We start from the raw sequence: 25,649 nt of genomic DNA on the forward strand, positions 1-25,649 counted from the left end.
TGATGAAAAAGCAGATACAGATAGCCCTGCTGGCGCTGGCGATGTCCCCGCTGATGGCGCTGGCGCAGCAAACCTTCTCCACCCCAGACCAGGCCGCTAGCGCGCTGGTCAATGCGGTAACTCAAAAAGATGATACCGAGCTGGATAAGCTGCTGGGCGATAACTGGCAGCAGTTCCTGCCGCCGGACGGCGTCGACCAGGATGCCGTTGACCGCTTCCTGCGCGACTGGCAGGTCAGTCACCGCATTGTCACTCAGGCCAACACCGCCTGGTTGGACGTTGGCAACGACGGCTGGCGACTGCCGATTCCGATGGAGAAGAGCGCCAAAGGCTGGGAATTTAACATGGCTGCCGGGAAGGATGAGATTCTGACCCGTGCGATTGGGCGTAATGAACTGTCGGCCATTCAGGCGATGCATGCTTACGTCGATGCTCAGCAGGATTACTACCAGTTGAACCACGCCTGGGCGCAGAAAATCATCAGCAGCGACGGGAGAAAAGACGGCCTCTACTGGCCAGCGGCCCCAGGCGAAGCGCCAAGCCCATTAGGGCCAAACTTCAGCCCGAATGTGCCAGGGGAAGGCTATCACGGCTACCGCTTCCGCATTCTGCCGGAAGGCGATAAAGGGGACGTTGCCCTGCTGGCCTGGCCGGTTGAGTGGGGACAGACCGGCGTGATGAGCTTTATGATCGACCAGGACGATCGCGTCTATGAAGCCAATCTGGGTGCCGAGTCTGAACAAAAAGCGCAGGCGATTGCCCGCTTTGATCCCGATGCCAGCGCAGGCTGGCAGGCGGTCGCAGAGTAAAAAAATGCCCGGTGGCGTTTGCGCGCTACCGGGCACTCTTCAAAGCAATATACCGTTAACTTAACCCTGATGCGGCATCAGCTCCGGATGGCCCTGCACCAGCGGCTTGCTGCTGGTCAACGCGGCTTCATCAGCGCTGATGCTACCAGAGTTATCGGCCCACACCCCTTCCTGCGTCTTTGTGACCTGTTGATGTTGCGCATTCAGATCCTGACCCATCGCGGCAATGTGCGTGCTTTCCGTACCGCCGCTGTTATCCGCCCACGGGATTGTCGCGTCACTCGCCATCGCCATACCGGAAACCAGCGTAGCTGCCAGGGCCGCCGTCGTCAGAAACGTTTTCATTTTTTGCACTCCAATTTGTTAGCCTGCTATCAGTTTAATCCGTGATTATTATTCAAAGTGCAGCAAGCTATAACAGAACGTTTCACGTCTGAGGGAGGAAAAACGGAGGAAAGCGCCGAAAACGCGGCAATGGTGCTGGAAAACTGTAACCCGCTTCGCAATCTTTGCTACGGTTTGACATAAGTCGTTGACAGAAAGCATAAAAAAAGCGGCCGTTAAGCCGCTTATTCTATGGTAGCCCGGACGAGGCGTTAGCCGACGCCGGGAGAACCGTGCGTTCCCCGGCGTCGCTATGCTCGGCCGGGCTACGGTCAGAAGATTACTTCTTCTTCGCTTTCGCGTTCGGCAGGTCGGTAATGCTACCTTCAAAGATTTCTGCCGCCAGGCCCACGGACTCATGCAGAGTCGGGTGTGCGTGGATGGTCAGCGCGATATCTTCAGCGTCACAGCCCATTTCGATAGCCAGACCGATTTCACCCAGCAGCTCGCCGCCGTTGGTGCCGACAATCGCACCACCGATAACACGGTGAGATTCTTTGTCGAAGATCAGTTTGGTCATACCGTCTGCGCAGTCGGAAGCGATAGCACGGCCAGAAGCAGCCCACGGGAAGGTGGCGGTTTCATAGCTGATGCCTTTCTCTTTCGCTTCTTTCTCGGTCAGACCAACCCAGGCAACTTCCGGATCGGTATACGCGATGGATGGAATCACTTTCGGATCGAAGTAGTGTTTCTGGCCTGCGATAACTTCAGCAGCAACGTGACCTTCGTGAACACCTTTGTGTGCCAGCATTGGCTGACCGACGATATCGCCGATAGCAAAGATGTGCGGCACGTTGGTGCGCAGCTGTTTGTCGACGTGGATGAAGCCACGCTCGTCAACTTCTACGCCAGCTTTGCCCGCGTCGAGGTTTTTACCGTTCGGTACGCGACCGATAGCCACCAGCACGGCGTCATAACGCTGTGCTTCTGCAGGGGCTTTTTTGCCTTCCATGGAAACGTAGATACCGTCTTCTTTTGCTTCAACGGCGGTCACTTTGGTTTCCAGCATCAGGTTGAATTTCTTGCTGATACGTTTGGTGAAGACTTTAACGATGTCTTTGTCTGCAGCCGGGATAACCTGGTCGAACATTTCAACCACGTCAATCTCTGAACCCAGCGCATGGTACACGGTACCCATTTCCAGACCGATGATACCACCGCCCATAACCAGCAGGCGTTTTGGCACTTCTTTCAGTTCCAGTGCGTCTGTGGAGTCCCAAACGCGTGGATCTTCATGTGGAATGAATGGCAGTTCGATCGGACGGGAACCCGCCGCGATGATAGCGTTGTCGAAGTTGATCACGGTTTTGCCGTTCTCGCCTTCCACTTCCAGGGTGTTTGCCCCGGTGAATTTACCCAGACCGTTTACCACTTTAACTTTACGGCCTTTGGCCATACCAGCCAGACCACCGGTCAGTTGAGTGATAACTTTCTCTTTCCAGGTACGAATTTTGTCGATATCGGTTTTCGGCTCGCCGAAGACGATACCGTGTTCAGCCAGCGATTTGGCCTCTTCGATAACTTTTGCAACGTGCAGCAGTGCTTTAGAAGGGATACAGCCAACGTTCAGACAAACACCACCGAGGGTGCTGTAACGTTCTACGATTACGGTTTCCAGACCTAAATCAGCGCAACGGAATGCAGCAGAGTAGCCCGCAGGACCCGCCCCAAGTACCACAACCTGAGTTTTAATTTCAGTACTCATCATGACCTCTATCATTTGTATCCGGCGGTCTGACGTTATAGTTATTACGCCCATCATCCACCGGGACGTTCTATCCGCGTGTATTTTACAAAATTGTTAACAATTTTTAAACAACAAACGGCAAACGATTTTGTCCTTTGTTGCTGATAACCCCAAATCGCCCTGAGGTTATCAGAAAAAAGCCGGCCGTCAGGCCGGCTTTTTTATTACATCACCAGACGGCGAATGTCGGACAGCATATTGTTAATGATGGTGATAAAGCGCGCACCATCCGCACCGTCGATCACACGGTGGTCAAAGGAAAGAGAAATTGGCATCATCAGACGCGGCATAAACTCTTTACCGTTCCACACTGGCTCCATAGAGGACTTGGAGACACCGAGGATCGCCACTTCCGGCGCGTTAACAATCGGCGCGAAGTGGGTCGTACCCAGGCCGCCGATGCTGGAGATGGTGAAGCAACCGCCCTGCATTTCGCCAGCAGTCAGCTTACCGTCACGTGCTTTCTTAGAGATCACTGTCAGTTCACGGGACAGCTCGGTAATGCTCTTCTTGTTCACGTCTTTGAAGACTGGAACAACCAGACCATTTGGCGTATCAACCGCAACACCGATGTTGATGTATTTCTTCAGGGTCAGGCGCTGACCATCTTCAGACAGAGAGCTGTTGAAGCGCGGCATCTGTTCCAGAGCGGCAGCAACGGCTTTCATGATGAAGACCACTGGGGTGAATTTCACGTCCAGTTTACGTTTTTCAGCTTCGGCGTTCTGCTGTTTACGGAACGCTTCCAGATCGGTGATATCGGTCTTATCGAAGTGAGTAACGTGCGGGATCATCACCCAGTTACGGCTCAGGTTAGCACCAGAGATTTTCTGGATACGACCCAGTTCTACTTCTTCGATTTCACCAAACTTGCTGAAGTCGACTTTCGGCCAAGGCAGCATGCCCGGGATACCGCCGCCAGTCGCTGCTGCAGCCGGAGCCGCTTCAGCGCGTTTAACGGCATCTTTCACGTAAGCCTGAACGTCTTCGCGCAGGATACGGCCCTTACGACCCGTACCTTTCACTTTCGCCAGGTTAACACCGAATTCGCGCGCCAGGCGACGAATCAGCGGCGTTGCGTGAACGTAAGCGTCGTTCTCAGCGAACTCGGTTTTACCTTCAGCCTTCGCAGCCGGTGCGGCAGCTGGTTTAGCAGCCTGAGCCGGTGCTGCTGCAGGGGCTGGAGCCGCCGCGGCAGCTGGAGCAGCGGCAGGTGCTGCGCCTTCCACTTCGAAGACCATAATCAGGGAGCCGGTAGACACTTTGTCGCCGGTGCTGATTTTGATTTCTTTCACGGTACCCGCGAACGGAGCCGGAACTTCCATAGAGGCTTTGTCGCCTTCTACGGTGATCAGTGACTGCTCAGCGGCAACTTTGTCGCCCACTTTCACCATCACTTCGGTCACTTCAACTTCGTCACCGCCGATATCCGGAACGTGAACATCTTTCGCGCCCGCTGCTGCTGCCGGAGCCGCCGCTGCTGGAGCTGCTGCCTGCGCCGGAGCGGCTGCTGGAGCTGCGCCCGCCACTTCGAAGACCATGATCAGGGAGCCGGTAGACACTTTGTCGCCGGTGTTCACTTTGATCTCTTTCACGGTGCCCGCGAACGGTGCCGGAACTTCCATAGAGGCTTTGTCGCCTTCTACGGTGATCAGTGACTGCTCAGCGGTTACGGTGTCGCCCACTTTGACCAGAATCTCAGTGACTTCAACTTCGTCACCGCCGATATCTGGAACGTGTACGTCTTTTGCCGCTGCAGCAGCAGGTGCTGCCGCTGGCGCTGCTTCTTTCTTCTCTTCTGCCTTAGCAGGTGCAGCAGCTGCTGCACCGTCGGCGGAATCGAAAATCATGATCAGTTTGCCAGTCTCAGTTTTATCGCCAACAGAGACTTTAATCTCTTTAACGATACCAGCCTGAGGAGACGGAACTTCCATAGAGGCTTTGTCGCCTTCTACGGTGATCAGCGACTGTTCAACTTCAACTTTGTCGCCTACTTTGACCAGGATCTCGGTGATTTCAACTTCATCAGCCCCGATGTCCGGTACATTGATTTCGATAGCCATTGTTCTTTTACCTCTTACGCCAGACGCGGGTTAACTTTTTCTGCATCGATGTTGAATTTGGTAATTGCTTCCGCAACCACTTTCTTATCGATTTCGCCACGTTTAGCCAGTTCGCCCAGTGCCGCTACTACCACGTAGGAAGCATCAACTTCGAAGTGGTGACGCAGGTTTTCACGGCTGTCAGAGCGGCCAAAGCCGTCGGTACCCAGTACACGGTAATCATCAGCCGGTACATAAGTACGAACCTGCTCAGCAAACAGTTTCATATAGTCGGTGGAGGCTACCGCTGGCGCGTCGTTCATCACCTGAGCGATGTAAGGCACGCGTGGGGTTTCCATTGGGTGCAGCATGTTCCAACGCTCACAATCCTGGCCATCACGTGCCAGTTCAGTGAAGGAAGTTACGCTGTACACATCGGAGCCAACGCCGTAGTCGTTCGCCAGGATCTGTGCTGCTTCACGTACGTGACGCAGGATAGAACCGGAGCCCAGCAGCTGAACTTTACCTTTGCTACCTTCGATGGTTTCGAGTTTGTAGATACCTTTACGGATACCTTCCTCGGCACCTGCTGGCATTGCCGGCATGTGGTAGTTTTCGTTCAGCGTGGTGATGTAGTAGTAAACGTTCTCTTGTTTCTCACCGTACATGCGCTCCAGACCATCGTGCATGATGACCGCAACTTCGTACGCGTAAGATGGATCGTAAGAGATACAGTTCGGGATAGTCAGAGACTGAATATGGCTGTGACCATCTTCGTGCTGCAGACCTTCGCCGTTCAGCGTCGTACGACCGGAAGTACCCCCTACCAGGAAGCCGCGAGCCTGTTGGTCGCCTGCCTGCCAGCACAGGTCACCGATACGCTGGAAACCGAACATGGAGTAGTAGATGTAGAACGGAATCATCGGCAGGTTGTTGGTGCTGTAAGAGGTCGCAGCAGCCAGCCAGGATGCGCCAGCACCCAGTTCGTTGATACCTTCCTGCAGAATCTGGCCTTTCTCGTCTTCTTTGTAGTAAGCAACCTGCTCGCGGTCCTGCGGGGTGTACTGCTGACCGTTCGGGCTGTAGATACCAATCTGACGGAACAGACCTTCCATACCAAAGGTACGCGCTTCATCGGCGATGATCGGCACGAGGCGGTCTTTGATGGATTTGTTCTTCAGCATCACGTTCAGGGCACGTACGAACGCGATAGTGGTAGAGATCTCTTTGTTCTGCTCTTCCAGCAGCGGGCCGAAATCTTCCAGGGTCGGCAGCTCCAGCTTCTCATCGAAGTTAGGCTGACGGCTTGGCAGGTAGCCGTGCAGTTTTTCACGCTGGGCGTGCAGATAGGTATGCTCTTCAGAACCTTCCGGGAAGGTAATGTAAGACAGTTTTTCAACCTGCTCGTCGGTGACAGGAACGTTGAAACGGTCGCGGATATAGCGCACGCCGTCCATGTTCATTTTCTTAACCTGGTGAGCGATGTTTTTACCTTCAGCGGTGTCACCCATACCGTAACCTTTAATGGTATGGGCGAGGATTACGGTTGCTTTACCTTTGGTTTCCTGCGCTTTTTTCAGTGCAGCGAAGACTTTCTTCGGATCGTGACCACCACGGTTCAGGGCCCAGATCTGCTCGTCAGTCCAGTCGGCAACCAGCGCTGCGGTTTCTGGATATTTACCGAAGAAGTGCTCACGTACGTAAGCGCCGTCTTTGGATTTGAAGGTCTGGTAGTCGCCGTCAACGGTTTCGTTCATCAGTTGGATCAGTTTACCGCTGGTGTCTTTACGCAGCAGCTCATCCCAACGACCGCCCCAGATAACCTTGATAACGTTCCAGCCAGCACCCGCGAAGATACCTTCCAGTTCGTTAATGATTTTGCCATTACCGGTAACCGGGCCATCAAGACGCTGCAGGTTACAGTTGATAACAAAGACCAGGTTGTCCAGTTTTTCACGGGTCGCGATGGTGATCGCACCTTTAGATTCTGGCTCATCCATCTCGCCGTCGCCCAGGAAGGCATAAACGGTTTGTTTGGAGGTGTCTTTCAGACCACGGTGTTCCAGGTATTTCAGGAATTTAGCCTGATAGATAGCACCGATTGGACCCAGACCCATAGAGACGGTCGGGAACTGCCAGAAGGTTGGCATCAGTTTCGGGTGCGGGTAAGAAGAGAGACCTTTACCGTGAACTTCCTGACGGAAGTTGTTCATCTGCTCTTCGGTCAGACGACCTTCCAGGAACGCACGTGCGTATACGCCCGGAGAGATGTGACCCTGGAAGTAAACCAGGTCGCCGCCATCCTGCTCGTTGCGCGCACGGAAGAAGTGGTTGAAGCACACTTCGTAGAAGGTCGCAGAAGACTGGAAGGAAGCCATGTGGCCGCCCAGCTCGAGGTCTTTTTTAGACGCACGCAGCACGGTCATGATGGCGTTCCAGCGGATAGCAGAACGAATACGACGCTCCAGCTCCAGATTACCCGGGTATTCCGGTTCATCTTCAACGGCAATAGTGTTGACGTAACCGCTAGCACCTGCACCCGCAGCTACCTGAACGCCGCCTTTGCGGGCTTCAGAAAGCAGTTGGTCGATAAGATACTGAGCGCGCTCAACACCTTCTTCACGGATGACCGATTCGATCGCCTGTTGCCAGTCGCGAGTTTCGATCGGATCCACGTCATTGAGTAAACGTTCTGACATGGGTTATTCCTTATCTATCTAGTACGTTGATTTGTCTGGAACCTGTCCCATTGTGTTTTCGTGGGAAAGCACAATAAGACAGGTTCTGCGTTTAGTTGCCGCGCGCTAATGGCGCATTTTTTACATTTCCCGGTCAAACGACTGCCGGAAAAAATATTAATCCTTTCGCTGCTGGAGACGGCGTAACGAGCGCTCACGGCGGCTCTGTTCACGGCTTCTATCCAGCAAAATCTCTTCGATGAAGGCCAGGTGGCGGTGTGACGCTTCGCGCGCCTGCTCGGGTTCGCCGGCCATAATCGCTTCAAAGATGCTTGTACGGTGATCGCTAACCTGTGGGAGCATCTCCCGACGCGCATACAGCAACTCAAAGTTTTGGCGAACGTTTTGCGCCAGCATGGGCTCCATACACCGTAGCAAATGAAGCAACACTACGTTGTGGGCGGCTTCGGTGACCGCAATTTGATATTGGACGACGGCGTCAGATTCTGCGTCGAGATCGCCCGACTGCTGAGCCCGTTCGATGGCCTGATGCAGCTCGCGAATGCGTACGCGATCTTCATCAGTGCTGCGCAGTGCCGCGTAATAAGCCGCGATACCTTCAAGCGCGTGACGGGTCTCTAGCAGATCAAACTGGGATTCAGGGTGGTCGGACAGAAGCTCAACCAGCGGATCGCTGAAGCTCTGCCATAGGCTGCTTTGAACAAAAGTCCCGCCGCCCTGGCGACGAAGCAGGAGCCCTTTGGCTTCGAGGCGCTGGATAGCCTCACGTAGCGAAGGGCGAGAAACGTCGAACTGTTTTGCCAGTTCGCGTTCAGGTGGAAGTTTTTCGCCGGGGCGTAACGTCCCCTCAAGAATCAAAAACTCCAACTGCTGCTCAATCACATCGGATAATTTTGGTTGGCGGATTTTGCTGTAGGCCATTGTTCCCTGTCTCTGCCATTAGCCCGGAGTCAATTGGTCTTACCAATTTCAAGTTCGTAGCGCTAAAGTAACAAAGTATTCACCTTATGTCCATACAGGTTTTGATTGAAATCAGTAAACCCGGCACTTTTTAACAACATTACAGAAATGATGTTTCAGAAATGTAACTTTGCACAAAAAACAGCTTTACCTATAAAGAAGTACAATTAACTAAATAAAAACAATATTACGCAAACTGAACCGTTTCAATTACCAATAAAATGAATATAAATTCACTTCAATAAGATAAATACCCATATAGTGGTCAATGTAATATTTGCACGCTCTCGTGACAGCTGTCGGCTTTTTACCCAGGTCGTCATCATCCCTTCATAAAGCAGGTGCATTCCGGCGCACTTACCACTATTCTGCAGATGACGAAAGAGCCTTACCTCTATTTAAGAAAAGCGATTCGTAAACATAACAATACAGAAAACGGAATTTTCTAAGTACATACGCAGACAGCGTGACAATAATAACCACACACGAGGTTTCACAATGGAAGGTCAACAACAAGGCGCACAGCTTAAGCGCGGCCTTAAGAACCGCCATATACAGCTGATCGCTCTGGGCGGCGCTATCGGCACAGGCCTGTTTCTCGGCAGCGCCTCCGTTATCCAGTCTGCCGGTCCGGGTATCATTCTGGGTTACGCTATCGCGGGCTTTATTGCCTTTATGATCATGCGCCAGCTCGGCGAAATGGTGGTTGAAGAGCCGGTTGCAGGCTCCTTTAGCCACTTTGCCTATAAATACTGGGGCAACTTCGCAGGCTTCGCATCGGGCTGGAACTACTGGGTACTGTACGTACTGGTTGCCATGGCGGAACTGACCGCTGTCGGTAAATACATCCAGTTCTGGTGGCCTGAGATCCCTACCTGGGTCTCGGCGGCCGTCTTCTTTATCGCCATTAACGCCATCAACTTGACCAACGTAAAAGTGTTCGGTGAGATGGAGTTCTGGTTTGCGATCATTAAAGTCGTTGCCGTTATCGCCATGATCCTGTTCGGCGCGTGGCTGCTGTTTAGCGGTACCGCTGGCCCGCAGGCTACCGTACGCAACCTGTGGGAACAGGGCGGCTTCCTGCCTCACGGCTGGATGGGGCTGGTGATGATGATGGCGATTATCATGTTCTCCTTCGGCGGCCTTGAGCTGGTAGGTATCACCGCAGCAGAAGCGGATAACCCAGAGCAGAGCATTCCAAAAGCCACCAACCAGGTTATCTACCGTATCCTGATTTTCTATGTGGGCTCGCTGGCGGTACTGCTCTCTCTGATGCCGTGGACCCGCGTCACCGCAGACGTCAGTCCGTTCGTGCTCATCTTCCATGAACTGGGCGACTCGTTCGTGGCGAATGCCCTGAACATCGTGGTGCTGACCGCTGCGCTCTCCGTGTACAACAGCTGCGTCTACTGCAACAGCCGCATGCTCTTCGGCCTGGCGCAGCAGGGCAACGCCCCGAAAGCGCTGCTGAGCGTTGATAAACGCGGCGTGCCGGTGAACACCATTCTGGTTTCCGCCGTGGTTACCGCACTGTGCGTGTTGATCAACTACCTGGCACCAGAATCCGCGTTCGGCCTGCTGATGGCCCTGGTGGTCTCCGCGCTGGTGATTAACTGGGCGATGATTAGCCTGGCACACATGAAGTTCCGTAAAGCCAAACAGCAGCAGGGCGTTACCACTCGCTTTCCGGCGCTGTTCTACCCGTTAGGGAACTGGATTTGCCTGATCTTCATGGCGGCCGTTCTGGTCATCATGGTGATGACGCCGGGCATGGCTATCTCGGTATGGCTGATTCCGGTGTGGATCGTCATTCTGGGCATCGGTTTTATGTTTAAACAGAAAAGCGCCAAAACCGCGAAAGCCTGATAACGAGCGGTAGCCCGGCTTCACTGCGTGACGCCGGGAACTCACCGGAGTCGGCGTGATAGGATTTGCACTGGTCTCTCCATGTGGAGAGACCTTCCTGCCTGATGTTACCTGCTTCACACTTTCCCCTCACCAGCACAATTATCCATATCAACAACGTTATCCTGCTAAGCGTTTACCCATTCTGCGGCCAATAATCGTCTCTATACTCCCCATGAGAGACCTGGCGATGAACACAAGTAAACTGTCAGTAAAAGAGAAAATTGGCTATGGTATGGGCGACGCGGGATGCAACATCATCTTCGGCGCCATCATGTTGTTCGTTAACTACTTTTACACCGATATTTTTGGTTTAGCCCCGGCGCTAGTGGGCGTGTTGCTGCTGTCCATTCGCGTGATTGACGCGGTCACCGACCCCATCATGGGTGCCATGGCCGACCGCACTCGCAGTAAATATGGCCGCTTTCGTCCCTGGCTGCTGTGGATAGCCTTCCCCTACGCCCTGTTCAGCGTGCTGATGTTCACCACGCCGGAATGGAGCTATAGCAGCAAAGTTATCTATGCTTTTGTTACCTACTTCCTGCTCTCCATCACCTACACCGCGATCAACATTCCTTACTGCTCGCTGGGAAGCGTTATCACCAACGATCCGAAAGAGCGCGTAGCCTGTCAGTCCTATCGCTTCGTTCTGGTCGGTATTGCCACGCTGCTGCTGTCGCTGACCCTGTTGCCGATGGCTGATTGGTTCGGCGGCGCGGATAAAGCCAAAGGCTACCAGATGGCAATGACCGTACTGGCGTTTATCGGTATGTGCATGTTCCTGTTCTGCTTTGCCACCGTACGCGAACGCGTACGTCCTGCGGTGCAAACCAACGATGAACTGAAGCAGGATTTAAAAGACGTCTGGAAAAACGACCAGTGGGTACGCATTCTGCTGCTGACGCTGTGTAACGTCTGCCCCGGCTTTATCCGCATGGCGGCGACCATGTATTACGTCACCTGGGTTATGGGGGAAAGCACCCACTTCGCGACTCTATTCATCAGCCTCGGCGTGGTCGGTATGATGATCGGCAGTATGCTGGCAAAAGTGTTGACCGACCGCTGGTGCAAACTGCAGGTCTTCTTCTGGACTAACATTGCGCTGGCGATTTTCTCCGTGGCGTTCTACTTCTTCGACCCACATGCCACCACGCTGATTGTGGTGCTCTACTTCCTGCTGAACGTGCTGCACCAGATCCCTTCCCCGCTGCACTGGTCGCTGATGGCTGACGTGGACGACTACGGCGAATGGAAAACCGGTAAACGCATTACCGGCATCAGCTTCTCCGGCAACCTGTTCTTCCTGAAGGTTGGCCTGGCGGTAGCGGGGGCGATGGTGGGCTTCCTGCTCTCCTGGTACGGCTACGACGCGGGTGCCAAAGTGCAAAGCGATACCACTATCAACGGGATTATGCTGCTGTTCACCGTCATCCCGGGTGTAGGCTATCTGATTACCGCGGGCGTCGTCCGCCTGCTGAAAGTAGACCGCAGCCTGATGAAACAGATTCAGGAAGATCTGGAAAAACGCCGCACCAACTACCGTGAGCTGAATGAATACCAGCAAGAGTTGCAATCCACTGAACACGCAAGGAAAGCCTGATGAAGAACTGGCCGAACCCCTTTATTGAACAACGCGCCGACCCGTTTATTCTGCATCACCAGGGGGCGTACTACTTTATCGCCTCGGTGCCGGAGTATGACCGGCTGGAGATCCGTCGCGCCAATAGCCTGGACGGCCTGAGAACCGCAGCGCCAGTTGTGGTCTGGCGTAAACCGGAAAGCGGCCCGATGAGCAACCTCATCTGGGCCCCCGAGCTGCACGCTATTGACGGTAAATGGTACATCTACTTTGCGGCGGCCCACACGCAGGCGTTGGATGCGCTGGGGATGTTCCAGCATCGCATGTTTGCACTGGAATGCAGCGATGCCGACCCGTTAACCGGCACGTGGGTAGAGAAAGGCCAGGTCAAAACGCCGTTCGATACCTTCTGTCTGGACGCCACCACCTTCCATCATCAAGGTAAACAGTGGTATCTCTGGGCGCAGAAATCGCCGGATATTGCCGGTAATTCCAACCTCTATCTGGCCGAGCTGGAAAACCCGTGGACGATTAAAGGCGCGCCGGTGTTACTCAGCAAACCGGAGTTCGACTGGGAGTGCCGAGGTTTTCTGGTCAATGAAGGGCCCGCCGTGGTGACGCACGGTAACCGCCTGTTTATCAGCTACTCCGCCAGCGCCACCGATGAAAACTACTGCATGGGGCTGCTGTGGATTGATAAAGACGCCGATATCACACAGCCCGCCAACTGGCACAAATCACCGCAGCCGGTGTTCACCACCAGCGATGAGAATCGTCAGTATGGGCCGGGGCATAACAGCTTTACGCAGACCCCTGAGGGCGAAGATGTGCTGGTCTATCACGCGAGGAACTACACGGAAATTGAAGGCGATCCGCTGTATGACCCGAATCGCCATACGCGCCTGAAAACGGTGCGCTGGAGAGAGGATGGCATGCCTGACTTCGGTATTCCACCGGCAGATACGTTGTAAACCTATCCCGCCCGCAGTGACCTGCGGGCGTTTGTTTGTCGCCCAGACGAGACGTTCACGTCGACTCCGGGGAGGCACTCAACTACACCAACGTCCCGTAAATCGTCAGCAGCGCCATCACCACCACCACCGCGTATGAGGTCTTCTTCGCCATCGACACCGCGGCTTTTGGCGTCGCTACCTTATCCACGTGCGGCTCACGAGCGAGCGAATACTGCGCCAGATGGGTCAGTACCTGATACTGCGAAGAGTGACGGTCTCCCAGTGACGCAAACCACGCCGGAAGCGCCCTCTCACCGTGACCAACCAACGCGTACACCACGCCGACCAGGCGGACCGGAATCCAATCTACGACGTGTAAAATCGCATCAATGCCCGACTGCAAACGATGATGTGGTGTCTGGTAGCGCGCCAGCCAGGACTGCCAGGCACGTAAAAACGCATACCCCATCAGCGCCACTGGCCCCCAGGAACCGCCTACAACGAACCAGAAAAGCGGCGCCAGATAGAATCGGTAGTTAATCCACAGCAGCGCGTTTTGCAGCTCCCGCAGGAATTCACGCTCATCGCAGCCCGCCGGTACGCCGTGGATCATCGTCAGTTCGCTGGCCATCGCCTCACGTGCATGGGCATCATCGCGGGAAGCCGCTTTAAGATATGCATGGTAGTGCATACGCACGCGGCCCGCGCCGATACACAGCAGGCCTAGTAGGATCCAGAACAGCAGTTCCGGAACGTTAAACAGCAGCCCGTCCAGCGCACGCTGGATAATACCCACAATGACCATCGCCACGATGGTCATCACCAGCGTTGCCGCCATAGAATAGTGCTTCACTCGCCGGAACAGCGTTTCGAGGCGGTGATCGAGCTGCCAGTGCTCGCCAAGCTTAAATAGCCGCTCCGCAAACAGAACCAGAAGCGTAGTAAACAGCGTCATGTCATCTCCTTATTCGACGGGGGTGACCAGTGCACGAAAACGAGCCCAGTCAAACGCTGGACCGGGGTCAGTTTTACGCACGGGCGCAATATCACAGTGGCCGGTCATATTGTCGGCAATCGCGGGGTACTCACGAATAAGCAGCTGGGTTAACGCCGCCAGCTGCTGGTACTGTTCATCGGTATAGGCCAGCGTATCGGTACCTTCAAGTTCAATACCGATAGAAAAATCATTGCAGCGCTCACGGCCATGATAGGAGGAGATTCCGGCATGCCAGGCGCGTTTATCAAAAGGAACGTACTGCACAATTTCACCATCCCGGCGAATCAGGCAGTGAGCAGAAACACGCAAATGGGCGATTTCCGCAAAGAACGGATCGGCATCGGGGTCGATTGTGCCGGTAAACAGCGCATCTATCCACGGACCGCCAAACTGGCCTGGCGGCAGACTAATATTATGCACAACCAACAGTGAAGGCGCTTCATCCTCCGGGCGACCATCTTGGTGCGGAGACGGCACGTGCCGCACGCCCACCAGCCAGCCCTTATCTAACTGCATTCAGGATCTCCTTATATACGGCTTAAATATGGTTATGCTAGACGGTTCAGAGTAGCATGTTTCAAACTTTCGCATCGTTACCAATTTGGAGCTTTATTATGCCGCCTCGCCGTTATAACTCAGACCATCGACGTGACGCGCTACTTGAACGTATCAACCTCGATATCCCTAACGCGGTTGCCCAAGCGCTGCGTGAAGATCTGGGAGGAGAAGTTGATGCCCATAATGATATTACCGCACAACTGCTGCCGGAAAACAGCCATTCACATGCCGTCGTCATCACCCGTGAAGACGGCGTATTTTGCGGCAAACGCTGGGTTGAAGAGGTCTTCATTCAGCTCGCTGGCGATGACGTCACGCTCACCTGGCACGTGGCGGACGGCGACACGGTGAAAGCCGACCAACCGCTTTTTGAAATCGATGGCCCTTCCCGCGTCCTGCTGACCGGTGAACGCACCGCACTAAACTTCGTGCAGACACTTTCCGGCGTAGCCAGCGAAGTCCGCAAGTATGTCGAACGGCTGGAAGGCACCCACACCCAACTGCTTGATACCCGCAAAACGCTGCCTGGCCTGCGCACCGCGCTGAAATATGCCGTACTGTGCGGCGGCGGTGCGAACCATCGACTGGGGCTTTCCGACGCGTTTCTGATTAAAGAAAACCACATCATTGCCTCCGGCTCCGTGCGTCAGGCGGTGGAAAAAGCCTTCTGGCTGCACCCGGACGTTCCGGTGGAAGTCGAAGTGGAAAGCCTGCAAGAGCTGACCGAAGCGCTGAAGGCCGGGGCCGATATCATCATGCTCGATAACTTCGATACCGAGCAGATGCGTGAGGCGGTGAACATCACCCAAGGCCAGGCGCAGCTCGAAGTCTCCGGCAACGTCACCTTCGACACCATCCGCGAATTTGCCGAAACCGGCGTGGACTACATCTCCGTCGGCGCGTTAACCAAACACGTCCGCGCCCTCGACCTCTCCATGCGTTTCCGCTAAATCGTCACCCAATGCCCTCCTCCGCGAGGGCATTTTATCGAGCCTGATTCCCATCTTCCCTGCAACACTGCAACTGCTGCAAAAAGTCTGGAAGGACGTTTCCTGTCTGCGTTTTTGTCCCTCGCGATGCCGGTACCGCTCTGACACAGTGGCTCCAGATTCAGCAAGGAGCAGATCATGGATAAACAAAAGGGCTTCACTCTTATCGAACTGATGGTGGTTATCGGCATTATCGCCATTCTCAGCGCCATCGGCATACCCGCCTATCAGAACTACCTGCGCAAAGCCGCACTCACCGACATGCTACAAACCTTCGTCCCCTATCGCACGGCGATTGAACTCTGCGCGCTCGATCGCGGCGGCATAGATAACTGTGATGCAGGCAGCAACGGTATTCCTTCACCGACGACCACGCGCTACGTCTCAGGCATGAGCATTACCAAAGGCACGGTCACGCTCACCGGACAGGAGAGCCTAAACGGCTTAAGCGTTTCGCTAGTCCCTGGTTGGGATAACGCCAATGGTATTACTGGCTGGCAGCGTACCTGCGCTATCCAGAGCGACAGCGCCTTGCAGCAAGCCTGTGAGGATGTCTTCCGCTTTGACGCACAATAACCAGGACTCTCACCATGAAACACGAACAGCTGTTAACGCTGTGCCAGCGCCATCACGCGGTGCTGCTGAATAACGACGAAGGGGAGCTGTATATTGCCGTCGTTGGCGCGCCGCCAGGGGAGTTACTGGAGGCGCTGCGCTTCGCAACCCAAAAGCGGGTCGATATTGAGTGCTGGGAGCAGGAGCGAATGGACAAATACCTGGAGCAAAATGCCCAGAAGACGTCGTTAACCGCTCCCGAAGAGAGTGATAACGCGGTAGCCAGGCTCGATCGGCTCCTCAAGCAGGCCCTATCGCAACGGGCATCCGACATCCACTTTGAACCGTCGGAACACTATTTACGTATCCGTTTCCGTGTAGACGGTGTGCTGCATGCGCTCCCCACGGTCCCCCTACCGCTGATGACACCGCTGATTGCCCGCCTTAAGGTGCTCGGCAACCTGGATATTGCTGAACGTCGATTGCCTCAGGATGGTCAATTTACGCTGGATATCGCCGGAAAGCCCCTCTCCTTTCGCATTTCGACGCTGCCCTGCCGCTACGGCGAAAAAGTGGTGCTGCGTCTACTGCATAAGGTTGAACAGGCGTTGGATCTACAGCGCCTCGGCATGTCATCTGCAGCCTTAGCACTATTTCAGGCTTCGCTGAGCCAGCCGCAGGGACTTATCCTGGTGACCGGCCCTACCGGCAGCGGGAAAACCGTCACGCTCTATAGCGCACTGCAAAGCCGTAACCATACCGAAGTGAATATCTGCAGCGTGGAAGACCCGATCGAAATTCCACTGGATGGCCTTAACCAGACTCAAGTGAGCGTGAAAAGCGGGCTGACCTTTCAAGGCGTCCTGCGATCCCTGCTACGCCAGGACCCGGATATTGTGATGGTCGGCGAAATCCGCGACGGAGAAACGGCAGAAATAGCCATCAAAGCGGCGCAAACCGGGCATCTGGTGCTCTCAACGCTGCATACCAACTCGACGGTCGAAACCTTAATCCGTTTAGAGCAAATGGGGGTGGCGCGCTGGATGGTGTCGTCGGCGCTGGTGATGGTTGTTGCACAACGACTGGTACGCAAGCTATGTCCCCACTGCCGCCAGAAAACCAGCAACGAACACACGTTCCCGCACGCCCTATGGCCGCGACCGCTACCTCGCTGGGAGACTCCCGGTTGCCGGGATTGCTACGGCGGCTATCAGGGGCGTCTTGCGCTGTTTGAAGTTCTCCCCGTCACCGCCCCCATACGCCAGGCCATTGCCAATGGCGCAACGCCTGCTGAACTCATGCGCCACGCCCGGCTGGCGGGAATGAGCACGCTATTTGAAAGCGGCTGTCTGGCCGTCGAACAAGGACTGACGACGCAAGAAGAGTTGTTCCGCGTCCTTGGGATGCCGAAAGATGAGTGAACAGCTATGGTACTGGCAGGGGTTAACGGTCAGCGGAGACACACAAAGTGGCACCCTATGGGCCGCCCACCGTCCGGCGGTATTGTTAACCTTACAGCATCAGCACATTACCGTAACGGCACTGAAGCGCCGGGCGGTCAACCGCGCGTTATGGCGAGCGCAGCATAGCAGCGCGGTTATCAGCCAGCTTGCTACACTGCTACAGGCCGGACTGACGCTCTCCGATGGGCTAACGCTTCTCGCCGAACAGCATCCCGCACCGCAATGGCGGGCGCTGCTCAGTACGCTTGCTGAACGGCTGGCACAGGGCGTCTCGCTCTCCGAGGGCCTTCAGCAGTGGCCGCAGGCATTCCCTCCACTTTACCTATCGATGATTCGCACCGGCGAAATCACCGGTAAATTAGAGCACTGCTGTCTGGCGCTCGCCCATCAGCAGAAGGCCGAACTACTGTTAAGAGCCAAAGTAAAAAAAGCCCTACGCTACCCGCTCATTATTCTGTCGCTCGCCGTGCTGGTAGTCATGGCAATGGTCGGGTTTGTGCTGCCGGAATTCACGGCAATTTACCGCACCTTTAATACGCCGCTTCCCGCGCTGACGCTCGCGGTGATGGCAACGGCGGCATTCATTGAGCGGTGGTTTGCGTTAATCATTGGAATACTGCTTTTACCGCCAGCAGCCAACGCAGCGCTACGCAGCCATCCACCCTGGCTGCGCCTCCGCCAGCGGGTGCTTTTGTCGCTACCGGTAATGGGAACGCTTATCCATCGCCAGAGGCTTAGCCAGATTTTTACCGTGTTGGCGCTTACTCAGCGCGCAGGGATCGCATTTTTACAGGGGCTGGAAACCGTTGAAGAGACGCTGAACTGCCCGTGGTGGCACGATGTCGTGACAAGGCTACATCAGGAGATCGCGCAGGGCAGCGCCATCTGGCAGGCGATGGAAAACAGCCGCGCCTTTACGCCCTTATGCTTACAGTTGGTGAGAACCGGCGAGGCGTCCGGTGCGCTGGATGACATGCTGGAGAACCTTGCTCGCCATCATCATGAACACACGCAAAATTTAGCCGAGAATTTAACCGCGCTGCTAGAGCCTGCACTGCTGATTGTGACCGGGGTGATTATCGGGACGCTGGTGGTGGCGATGTATCTGCCCATTTTTCATCTGGGCGATGCCATCAGTGGCGGAATGGGATAACGCTGGCGCAGGGTGCGCCAGCGTGAGCGAATTACAGGCTGTTGAACACGCGGTTCTCTTGTTCCTGTACGCGGATAAAGGTAGTGCGTTTGGTCAGCTCTTTTAAGCGCGATGCCCCAACGTAGGTGCAGGCTGAACGCAGGCCGCCCAGGATGTCGCGTGCGGTGTAATCAACCGGGCCACGCAGCGGCAGCTTAACGGTTTTGCCTTCGGCCGCGCGGTACTGCGCCACGCCACCAACGTGACGTTTCATCGCTGACTCAGAGCTCATGCCGTAGAAAAGCATGAATTTTTCGCCGTTTTCTTCCACTACGGTACCGCCGCTCTCATCGTGACCAGCCAGCATACCGCCAAGCATCACGAAGTCTGCACCGCCGCCGAATGCTTTCGCTACGTCGCCCGGCATGGTGCAACCGCCATCGCTAACGATTTGGCCGCCGAGGCCGTGCGCCGCATCGGCACATTCGATAACTGCAGACAGCTGCGGATAGCCCACGCCAGTTTTCACGCGGGTGGTGCACACGGAACCTGGGCCAATACCCACTTTAACGATATCAGCGCCGGACAGAATCAGCTCTTCACACATTTCACCCGTCACCACGTTGCCTGCGCAGATGGTTTTGGTCGGCCAGGCCGCACGTGCTTTTGCCACAAACTGAACGAAGTGTTCGGAGTAACCATTCGCCACATCAATGCAGACGAAATTCAGCGACGGGTGGAGTTTCAGGATCTGCTGCGTTTTTTCGAAATCAGTATCGGAGGTACCGGTCGATACCATCACGTGACGCAGGACGTCTTCAGACTCGGCCTGAACAAACGCGCTCCACTGTTCAACGGTGTAGTGCTTGTGTACGGCGGTGAGGATATCGAAAGAGGCCAGTGCTTTTGCCATCCCGAAGGTGCCCACGGAGTCCATATTCGCAGCAATGATCGGCACGCCAGACCAGCGTTGTCCTGAATGTTTAAAGGTGAATTCGCGTTCCAGTTCAACATCGGAACGGCTTTTAAGAGTAGAGCGTTTAGGGCGGATAAGAACGTCTTTGAAACCTAACTTCAGATCTTCTTCGATACGCATGTGCGAATTCCTGGGGTTAATGGCAATTAAATTGAGAGCACAACTCCAGTAATGCAATCATACGCACTAATCAGGGCTTCGCAAGACTGCGAATTTCAGTTTTTTTACGCTACAATCCTATAAATTTACCTGGCGAATAGTACCGTGCAACATTGATTCACGAGTACCGGCCTGATAGTTTTTTAACCAAATGATTTTTATACTAAAAATTCAGGGCTAAGCGGTATGACTTACACAGTAGCGTTAACGGGCGGCATCGGTAGCGGCAAAAGTACGGTCGCAGATGCGTTTTTTCGCCTGGGTATTTACGTTATTGATGCCGATATTATTGCCCGTCAGGTGGTCGAAACAGGTACACCGGCGCTAGCGGCTATTGCCGAACATTTCGGCGCATCGATTCTGACCGAGGAAGGCGCGCTAAACCGTCGCGTGCTGCGCGAACATATTTTCGCCCATCCTGATGAAAAAGCCTGGCTAAACGCCCTATTACATCCCCTCATCCAGCAGGAAACGCAGCGCCAGCTACAGCAGGCTACCTCGCCTTATGTGCTCTGGGTTGTTCCTTTGCTGGTGGAAAATAAACTCTACGAGCGGGCCGATCGCGTACTGGTCGTCGATGTATCACGCGAAACCCAGATTCTGAGAACCATGCAGCGTGACCAGGTGTCACGAGCGCATGCGGAAAATATCCTTGCTGCCCAGGCCACTCGCGAAGCGCGTCTGGCGGTAGCTGATGACGTCATTAATAACAACGGCGCACCAGATGCGATTGCATCGGATGTCGCTCGCCTTCACGCGCTCTATCTTGAGCTCGCGGCACAGGCTGTATCACAGGAAAAATCGTAATGCACACCCACATCCTTTTTGAGCATCCCCTGAACGAAAAAATGCGTACCTGGCTGCGTATTGAATTTCTGACGGAACAATTGAACGCCAATTTACCCATCAGGGATCACGCCAGCGCGCTGCACTTTTTTCGCAATGTAGGGGATTTACTGGATGTGTTCGAGCGCGGGGATATCCGCACCGAACTGCTCAAAGAGCTGGAGCGCCAGCAGCGCAAACTGAACGCCTGGAGCGAAGTTGAGGGCGTGGACTTAACCCGTATTGATGCTCTGCGTCAGCAGTTGAAGCACAGCAGCAGCATCCTGATGGCCGCGCCGCGCGTAGGGCAATTCCTGCGAGAAGACCGGCTGATTGCGCTGGTCCGCCAGCGTCTGAGCATTCCTGGCGGCTGCTGCAGCTTTGATTTGCCTACGCTGCATATCTGGCTGCACTCAAAGCAGCATCAGCGTGATGCGCAGGTTGATACCTGGCTGGAGAGCCTGGCGCCGCTGAATCAGGCACTGTCGCTGATTCTCGATCTGGTGCGCAACTCCGCCCAGTTCCGTAAACAGACGAGCCTTAACGGTTTCTACCAGGACAACGGCGAAGATGCCGACCTGCTGCGCCTGAAGCTGGAAATGACCTCGCAGCTCTATCCGCAGATCTCCGGGCACAAGAGCCGCTTTGCTATCCGCTTTATGCCGCTGGATAGCGAGCATGGCCTCGTGCCAGAGCGCCTGGATTTTGAATTGGCCTGCTGCTAAGGAGAGACCATGTCTGACGTCACCAAGGTAAACTGCCCAACCTGCAACAAACCGGTTATCTGGAGCGAACAGAGCCCCTATCGCCCGTTTTGTTCCAAACGCTGCCAGCTGATCGATCTCGGCGAATGGGCGGCTGAAGAGAAGCGTATTCCCAGCAGCGGCGATCTCTCAGAGAGCGACGACTGGAGCGAAGACCAGCAGTAAACCAAAGGTAGCCCGACCGAGCGTAGCGACGCCGGGGACTTCCCGGAGTCGGCGCTAACGCACCTCCCCCGGGCTACAAATCTTACTCTGCAATCAGCTTTTCAATCACCGGTGCGTTCGCTGGCGGAAACTCCTCTGCGACCAGTTCCTGCTGCACCACCCAGCGCCCCGGCTGCCCTTCTTTCCCCCACGGCTCGCCTTCCCAGCCATCAACCAGCCAGAACCACAGCGTGATATGACGGTCAGGGAACTGATATTCCAGCTTATCAAACTGCTGCAGCGACGTAGCGGTAATGCCCACCTCCTCCTGCAGTTCACGGATAACCGCATCCTGAGGCGTTTCGCCAGCTTCAATTTTCCCGCCGGGAAATTCCCATTTATGAGCCATATGTGCGTCGGCAGCGCGCTGGGTAATGTAGATCTCACCGGCGGCATTGCGAATAATGCCAACGGATATTTGCAGTATTTTCATTTTGTCTTATCCATAAAAAAGGCGCAGTAATCTGCGCCTTTTGCCTTCTTATCGTGACCTTAGCTCAGACGGCCGTGGCACTGTTTGAATTTTTTGCCGGAACCGCAAGGGCATGGATCGTTACGACCCACTTTACGATCGCCGGTTTGTGCTGCTAAATCTTCTGCAACGGCTTCGTCATCGCTCTTATGGCTCAGCTGCTGCATCTGCGCCAGACGCTCAGCTTCCAGACGGCGCTGCTGCTCCATCTCTTCCACTTCTTCTGGCATGCGCACCTGAACCTTGCTCAGGGTGCTGATCACGTCATACTTCAGTGACTCCAGCATCGCAGCGAACATGGCGAAGGATTCACGCTTGTATTCCTGCTTTGGATCTTTCTGCGCATAGCCACGCAGGTGGATACCCTGACGCAGGTAATCCATCGCCGCCAGGTGCTCTTTCCACAGGGAATCAAGCGTCTGCAGCATTACACCTTTCTCAAAGTGACGCATCATTTCGGTGCCAACCACTTCTTCTTTACGCTGGTAGACTTCAACCGCGCTGGTCAGAATACGTTCACGCAGCGTCTCTTCGTGCAGCTCAGGCTCTTTGTCCAGCCACTCGGAAATTGGCAGTTCGAGGTCGAAGTCGTTTTTCAGACGTTCCTGCAGACCTGGGATATCCCACATTTCTTCCAGAGACTGCGGCGGAATGTGCGCATCGATGGTCGCTTTGAAGACATCTTCACGAATGCTGTTGATGGTTTCGCTCACGTCAGACACGTCCAGCAGTTCGTTACGCTGGGTGTAGATAGCGCGACGCTGGTCGTTGGCAACGTCATCATATTCCAGCAGTTGCTTACGAATATCAAAGTTGCGGCTTTCTACTTTACGCTGTGCGTTGGCAATCGCTTTAGTCACCCATGGGTGCTCAATGGCTTCGCCCGGCTTCATCCCCAGCTTACGCATCATGCCGGACACGCGGTCAGAAGCGAAGATACGCATCAGGGCATCTTCCATGGACAGGTAGAAACGGGAAGAACCCGCATCCCCCTGACGACCGGAACGACCGCGCAGCTGGTTATCGATACGACGAGATTCGTGACGTTCAGTACCAATGATGTGCAGACCGCCAGCCGCCAGAACGGCGTCGTGACGAACCTGCCAATCAGCTTTGATCTGGGCAATCTGTTCTGGGGTTGGATCTTCCAGCTGTGCAACTTCTGCCTGCCAGCTACCGCCCAGCATAATATCGGTACCACGACCCGCCATGTTGGTAGCGATGGTCACGGCACCTGGGTAACCCGCCTGAGCAACGATATCCGCTTCGCTGGCGTGGAACTTGGCGTTCAGCACGTTGTGCTTAATACCCGCTTTGGTCAGCTCATGAGAAACCACTTCGGATTTTTCGATAGAGATAGTACCGACCAGCACCGGTTGGCCTGCGGCAGTACGCTCTTTAATATCTTCGATAATCGCCTGAATTTTTTCCGCTTCGGTCATGTAAACCAGATCCGGCATATCTTTACGGATCATTGGGCGGTTCGTTGGTACCACCACGGTATCCAGCTTGTAGATGGAGCTGAATTCGAAGGCTTCAGTGTCCGCAGTACCGGTCATACCGGCCAGTTTTTCGTACAGACGGAAGTAGTTCTGGAAAGTGATAGATGCCAGGGTCTGGTTTTCGTTCTGGATCTCAACGCCTTCTTTCGCTTCTACGGCCTGGTGCAGACCATCGGACCAGCGACGACCCTGCATGGTACGACCGGTGTGTTCATCGACGATGATAACTTCACCATCTTTGACGATGTAGTCGACGTCGCGGGTGAACAGAACGTGAGCGCGCAGCGCAGCGGTAACGTGGTGCATCAGCATGATGTTAGCCGGGGAGTACAGGGACTCGCCTTCTTCCATAATACCTTCGTTCACCAGCAGCTCTTCAATCAGCACCAGACCGCGTTCGGTCAGGTTTACCTGGCGAGATTTTTCGTCAACGGAGAAGTGACCTTCACCCTGGAAGGTGTCGGAATCTTCCTTCTCCTGGCGCACCAGGTGAGGGATGATTTTGTTCACTTTCTTGTACATTTCGGAGCTGTCTTCCGCCGGACCGGAGATAATAAGCGGCGTACGCGCTTCATCGATCAGGATGGAGTCAACTTCATCGACCAGCGCGTAGTGCAGTTTACGCTGTACACGCTCTTCCGGGCTGAATGCCATGTTGTCGCGCAGGTAGTCAAAGCCGTATTCGTTGTTGGTACCGTAGGTGATGTCCGCATTGTAGGCTTCGCGCTTAGCAGGAGCTGGCAGGCCGGACATGTTGATACCGACGGTCATGCCGAGGAATTCGAACAGTGGACGGTTGTTTTCGGCGTCACGCTGCGCCAGATAGTCGTTGACGGTAACCACGTGCACGCCCTTACCGGACAGTGCGTTCAGGTAAGCCGGCAGCGTTGCGGTCAGGGTTTTACCTTCACCAGTACGCATTTCCGCGATGCAGCGGTCATTCAGAACCATACCGCCGAGCAGCTGCACGTCAAAGTGACGCATGCCGAATACGCGCTTACTTGCTTCACGAACCACCGCAAACGCTTCTGGGATCAGGCTCTCAACGGATTCGCCTTTCTCAATGCGAGCGCGGAATTCGTTGGTTTTCGCTTTCAACTCGTCGTCGGAGAGTTTTTCCATCTCCGGTTCCATCGCATTGATGATACCTACAGCTTTACGCATGCGGCGCAGAGTACGGTCGTTACGACTACCAAAAACTTTGGTCAATAATTTGATTAACATAATAAAATCTCAAACGCCCCGACATTTCGGAGTCAGAAAAATAAAGGATATAGAGCAGTTATTTTCAGACGAGGCGCTGCGGCCCGGCGCGGATGCCCTGCACCTGGCTTATCCAGGCCGGGATGCTAAAAGCGTGAGGGGGTAAGGCTGGTAAAATGACGGCCTGGGCGATCACCGCCGGAGGCTGGCTTTCAACGTTGAGTAACGCGTTTAGCGTATCGAGCAGAGCCAGATGCTGTGCAGCCTGAAGCGGCGACGCGGGCTCGGCAACCGGTGACGCGGTAGGCGCCATGGCAAAAGAGAGGTGGCGAATAACCGTGCGAATGGCATGCTGATGCCAGTAGTCCACGCTAAAGGATGGGCGGCGATTGTTCTCAAGGCGCGCCAGCTGCGTGAAATCGATTTTCTGCGACGGATGATGGTTACTGGTGGTCTCACGGGCAGGCGATGCTGGTTCGGTATTACTCGCAAGCGCAGGCAAGCCAAAGCTGGCAGCAACCATCCCCAACAGGAGATGCGGCCAGAAGTAGCGTCTGCCAAACTGTCGCCAACGCGTCAGCATTCCACTCACGTAATGTTCCACCTTCGGTTTAAGTACCGTTATTCTATTTTCGCGCCCAGATATTATCATTAATGCAGCGCTGCGGCAGCAGGAATGACGAAATCATCACCGAAAAACGGGTTAAGAAAGCAGCGGTTGCACAAGAGTGTGATCTTTACAAAGACACTGACGGCGGGGAAAGGGAATTTC

The 25,649-nt window shown here is 54.7% G+C and carries 21 protein-coding genes and 1 pseudogene; 11 read left to right on the forward strand and 11 right to left on the reverse strand.

Annotated elements, in window-relative coordinates; genetic code table 11:
• Nucleotides 1–2: 2 nt before the first annotated feature.
• Nucleotides 3–809, forward strand: coding sequence for a DUF2950 family protein (locus V6944_RS11985; RefSeq protein WP_333499108.1), 807 nt, complete (start codon nucleotides 3–5; stop codon nucleotides 807–809).
• A 60-nt stretch (nucleotides 810–869) separates the two neighbouring features.
• Here V6944_RS11985 and V6944_RS11990 read toward each other — a convergent pair whose 3' ends face one another.
• The 5 genes from V6944_RS11990 to pdhR form a co-directional block, all read right to left on the reverse strand.
• Nucleotides 870–1,154 carry a hypothetical protein gene (locus tag V6944_RS11990; RefSeq protein WP_333499109.1) on the reverse strand — a complete coding sequence of 95 codons (285 nt, stop codon included), beginning with the start codon at nucleotides 1,152–1,154 and terminating at the stop codon, nucleotides 870–872.
• A gap of 319 nt (nucleotides 1,155–1,473) precedes the next feature.
• Nucleotides 1,474–2,898, reverse strand: a complete 1,425-nt coding sequence (lpdA, locus tag V6944_RS11995; protein WP_185668615.1) for a dihydrolipoyl dehydrogenase — start codon at nucleotides 2,896–2,898, stop codon at nucleotides 1,474–1,476.
• A gap of 206 nt (nucleotides 2,899–3,104) precedes the next feature.
• A complete protein-coding gene (gene aceF, locus V6944_RS12000; RefSeq protein WP_333499110.1) occupies nucleotides 3,105–5,003 on the reverse strand; it encodes a pyruvate dehydrogenase complex dihydrolipoyllysine-residue acetyltransferase in 1,899 nt (632 codons plus the stop codon).
• 14 nt (nucleotides 5,004–5,017) lie between these two features.
• A complete protein-coding gene (gene aceE / locus V6944_RS12005; RefSeq protein WP_185668513.1) occupies nucleotides 5,018–7,681 on the reverse strand; it encodes a pyruvate dehydrogenase (acetyl-transferring), homodimeric type in 2,664 nt (887 codons plus the stop codon).
• 156 nt (nucleotides 7,682–7,837) lie between these two features.
• A complete protein-coding gene (pdhR, locus tag V6944_RS12010; protein ID WP_333499111.1) occupies nucleotides 7,838–8,602 on the reverse strand; it encodes a pyruvate dehydrogenase complex transcriptional repressor PdhR in 765 nt (254 codons plus the stop codon).
• Nucleotides 8,603–9,139: 537 nt separating this feature from the next.
• On the opposite strand from pdhR, the gene aroP reads away from it, so the two are divergent.
• The 3 genes from aroP (at nucleotide 9,140) to V6944_RS12025 (ending at nucleotide 13,096) form a co-directional block, all read left to right on the forward strand.
• The gene (gene aroP, locus V6944_RS12015) at nucleotides 9,140–10,507 is read left to right on the forward strand and encodes an aromatic amino acid transporter AroP (RefSeq protein WP_333499112.1); all 1,368 of its coding nucleotides are present in this window, start codon (nucleotides 9,140–9,142) and stop codon (nucleotides 10,505–10,507) included.
• A 229-nt stretch (nucleotides 10,508–10,736) separates the two neighbouring features.
• Nucleotides 10,737–12,146: a glycoside-pentoside-hexuronide (GPH):cation symporter gene (locus V6944_RS12020; protein ID WP_442910738.1), complete on the forward strand. Its 1,410-nt coding sequence runs from the start codon at nucleotides 10,737–10,739 to the stop codon at nucleotides 12,144–12,146.
• The gene (locus V6944_RS12025) at nucleotides 12,146–13,096 is read left to right on the forward strand and encodes a glycoside hydrolase family 43 protein (RefSeq protein WP_333499113.1); all 951 of its coding nucleotides are present in this window, start codon (nucleotides 12,146–12,148) and stop codon (nucleotides 13,094–13,096) included. The genes V6944_RS12020 and V6944_RS12025 overlap by 1 nt, the downstream gene beginning before the upstream one ends.
• Before the next feature lie 82 nt (nucleotides 13,097–13,178).
• On the opposite strand, the gene ampE is transcribed toward V6944_RS12025, so the two are convergent.
• Both ampE and ampD read right to left on the reverse strand, forming a co-directional pair.
• Nucleotides 13,179–14,033, reverse strand: coding sequence for a beta-lactamase regulator AmpE (ampE, locus tag V6944_RS12030; protein ID WP_333499114.1), 855 nt, complete (start codon nucleotides 14,031–14,033; stop codon nucleotides 13,179–13,181).
• Nucleotides 14,030–14,591, reverse strand: a pseudogene (gene ampD / locus V6944_RS12035) (1,6-anhydro-N-acetylmuramyl-L-alanine amidase AmpD). The gene ampE and the pseudogene ampD overlap by 4 nt, the downstream one beginning before the upstream one ends.
• Before the next feature lie 98 nt (nucleotides 14,592–14,689).
• Here ampD and nadC point away from each other — a divergent pair.
• From nadC to hofC, 4 genes are all read left to right on the forward strand, one after another.
• Nucleotides 14,690–15,583, forward strand: a complete 894-nt coding sequence (gene nadC, locus V6944_RS12040) for a carboxylating nicotinate-nucleotide diphosphorylase (RefSeq protein WP_333499116.1) — start codon at nucleotides 14,690–14,692, stop codon at nucleotides 15,581–15,583.
• A gap of 177 nt (nucleotides 15,584–15,760) precedes the next feature.
• On the forward strand, nucleotides 15,761–16,198 hold the full coding sequence (ppdD, locus tag V6944_RS12045; protein ID WP_333499117.1) for a prepilin peptidase-dependent pilin: 438 nt from the start codon (nucleotides 15,761–15,763) through the stop codon (nucleotides 16,196–16,198).
• Nucleotides 16,199–16,212: 14 nt separating this feature from the next.
• Nucleotides 16,213–17,598 carry a type II secretion system protein GspE gene (gene gspE, locus V6944_RS12050; RefSeq protein WP_333499118.1) on the forward strand — a complete coding sequence of 462 codons (1,386 nt, stop codon included), beginning with the start codon at nucleotides 16,213–16,215 and terminating at the stop codon, nucleotides 17,596–17,598.
• Entirely contained in the window at nucleotides 17,591–18,793 is a 1,203-nt protein-coding gene (gene hofC / locus V6944_RS12055; protein ID WP_333499119.1) for a protein transport protein HofC, read from the forward strand. Before gspE ends, hofC begins: the two co-directional genes overlap by 8 nt.
• Before the next feature lie 31 nt (nucleotides 18,794–18,824).
• Here the strand turns inward: hofC and V6944_RS12060 are convergent, their stop codons facing one another.
• Nucleotides 18,825–19,868, reverse strand: coding sequence for a GMP reductase (locus V6944_RS12060; RefSeq protein WP_333499120.1), 1,044 nt, complete (start codon nucleotides 19,866–19,868; stop codon nucleotides 18,825–18,827).
• Nucleotides 19,869–20,093: 225 nt separating this feature from the next.
• Between V6944_RS12060 and coaE the strand changes: the two genes are divergently transcribed.
• Genes coaE through yacG form a run of 3 tightly spaced genes read left to right on the forward strand, consistent with a single transcriptional unit; the run spans nucleotide 20,094 to nucleotide 21,661 of the window.
• Nucleotides 20,094–20,714: a dephospho-CoA kinase gene (coaE, locus tag V6944_RS12065; RefSeq protein WP_333499121.1), complete on the forward strand. Its 621-nt coding sequence runs from the start codon at nucleotides 20,094–20,096 to the stop codon at nucleotides 20,712–20,714.
• A complete protein-coding gene (gene zapD, locus V6944_RS12070; RefSeq protein ID WP_333499122.1) occupies nucleotides 20,714–21,457 on the forward strand; it encodes a cell division protein ZapD in 744 nt (247 codons plus the stop codon). Before coaE ends, zapD begins: the two co-directional genes overlap by 1 nt.
• A 9-nt stretch (nucleotides 21,458–21,466) precedes the next feature.
• Nucleotides 21,467–21,661 carry a DNA gyrase inhibitor YacG gene (gene yacG, locus V6944_RS12075; protein ID WP_333499123.1) on the forward strand — a complete coding sequence of 65 codons (195 nt, stop codon included), beginning with the start codon at nucleotides 21,467–21,469 and terminating at the stop codon, nucleotides 21,659–21,661.
• An 82-nt stretch (nucleotides 21,662–21,743) separates the two neighbouring features.
• Here the strand turns inward: yacG and mutT are convergent, their stop codons facing one another.
• The 3 genes from mutT to secM all read right to left on the reverse strand — a co-directional run bounded on the left by mutT (nucleotide 21,744) and on the right by secM (nucleotide 25,469).
• A complete protein-coding gene (gene mutT / locus V6944_RS12080) occupies nucleotides 21,744–22,133 on the reverse strand; it encodes an 8-oxo-dGTP diphosphatase MutT (RefSeq protein WP_333499124.1) in 390 nt (129 codons plus the stop codon).
• A gap of 59 nt (nucleotides 22,134–22,192) precedes the next feature.
• Nucleotides 22,193–24,898, reverse strand: coding sequence for a preprotein translocase subunit SecA (gene secA / locus V6944_RS12085; protein ID WP_333499125.1), 2,706 nt, complete (start codon nucleotides 24,896–24,898; stop codon nucleotides 22,193–22,195).
• A 64-nt stretch (nucleotides 24,899–24,962) separates the two neighbouring features.
• Entirely contained in the window at nucleotides 24,963–25,469 is a 507-nt protein-coding gene (gene secM / locus V6944_RS12090) for a secA translation cis-regulator SecM (RefSeq protein ID WP_333499126.1), read from the reverse strand.
• Nucleotides 25,470–25,649 lie beyond the last annotated feature (180 nt).

This window comes from Kluyvera sp. CHPC 1.2972 (assembly GCF_036759925.1).
Classification (GTDB): domain Bacteria; phylum Pseudomonadota; class Gammaproteobacteria; order Enterobacterales; family Enterobacteriaceae; genus Kluyvera.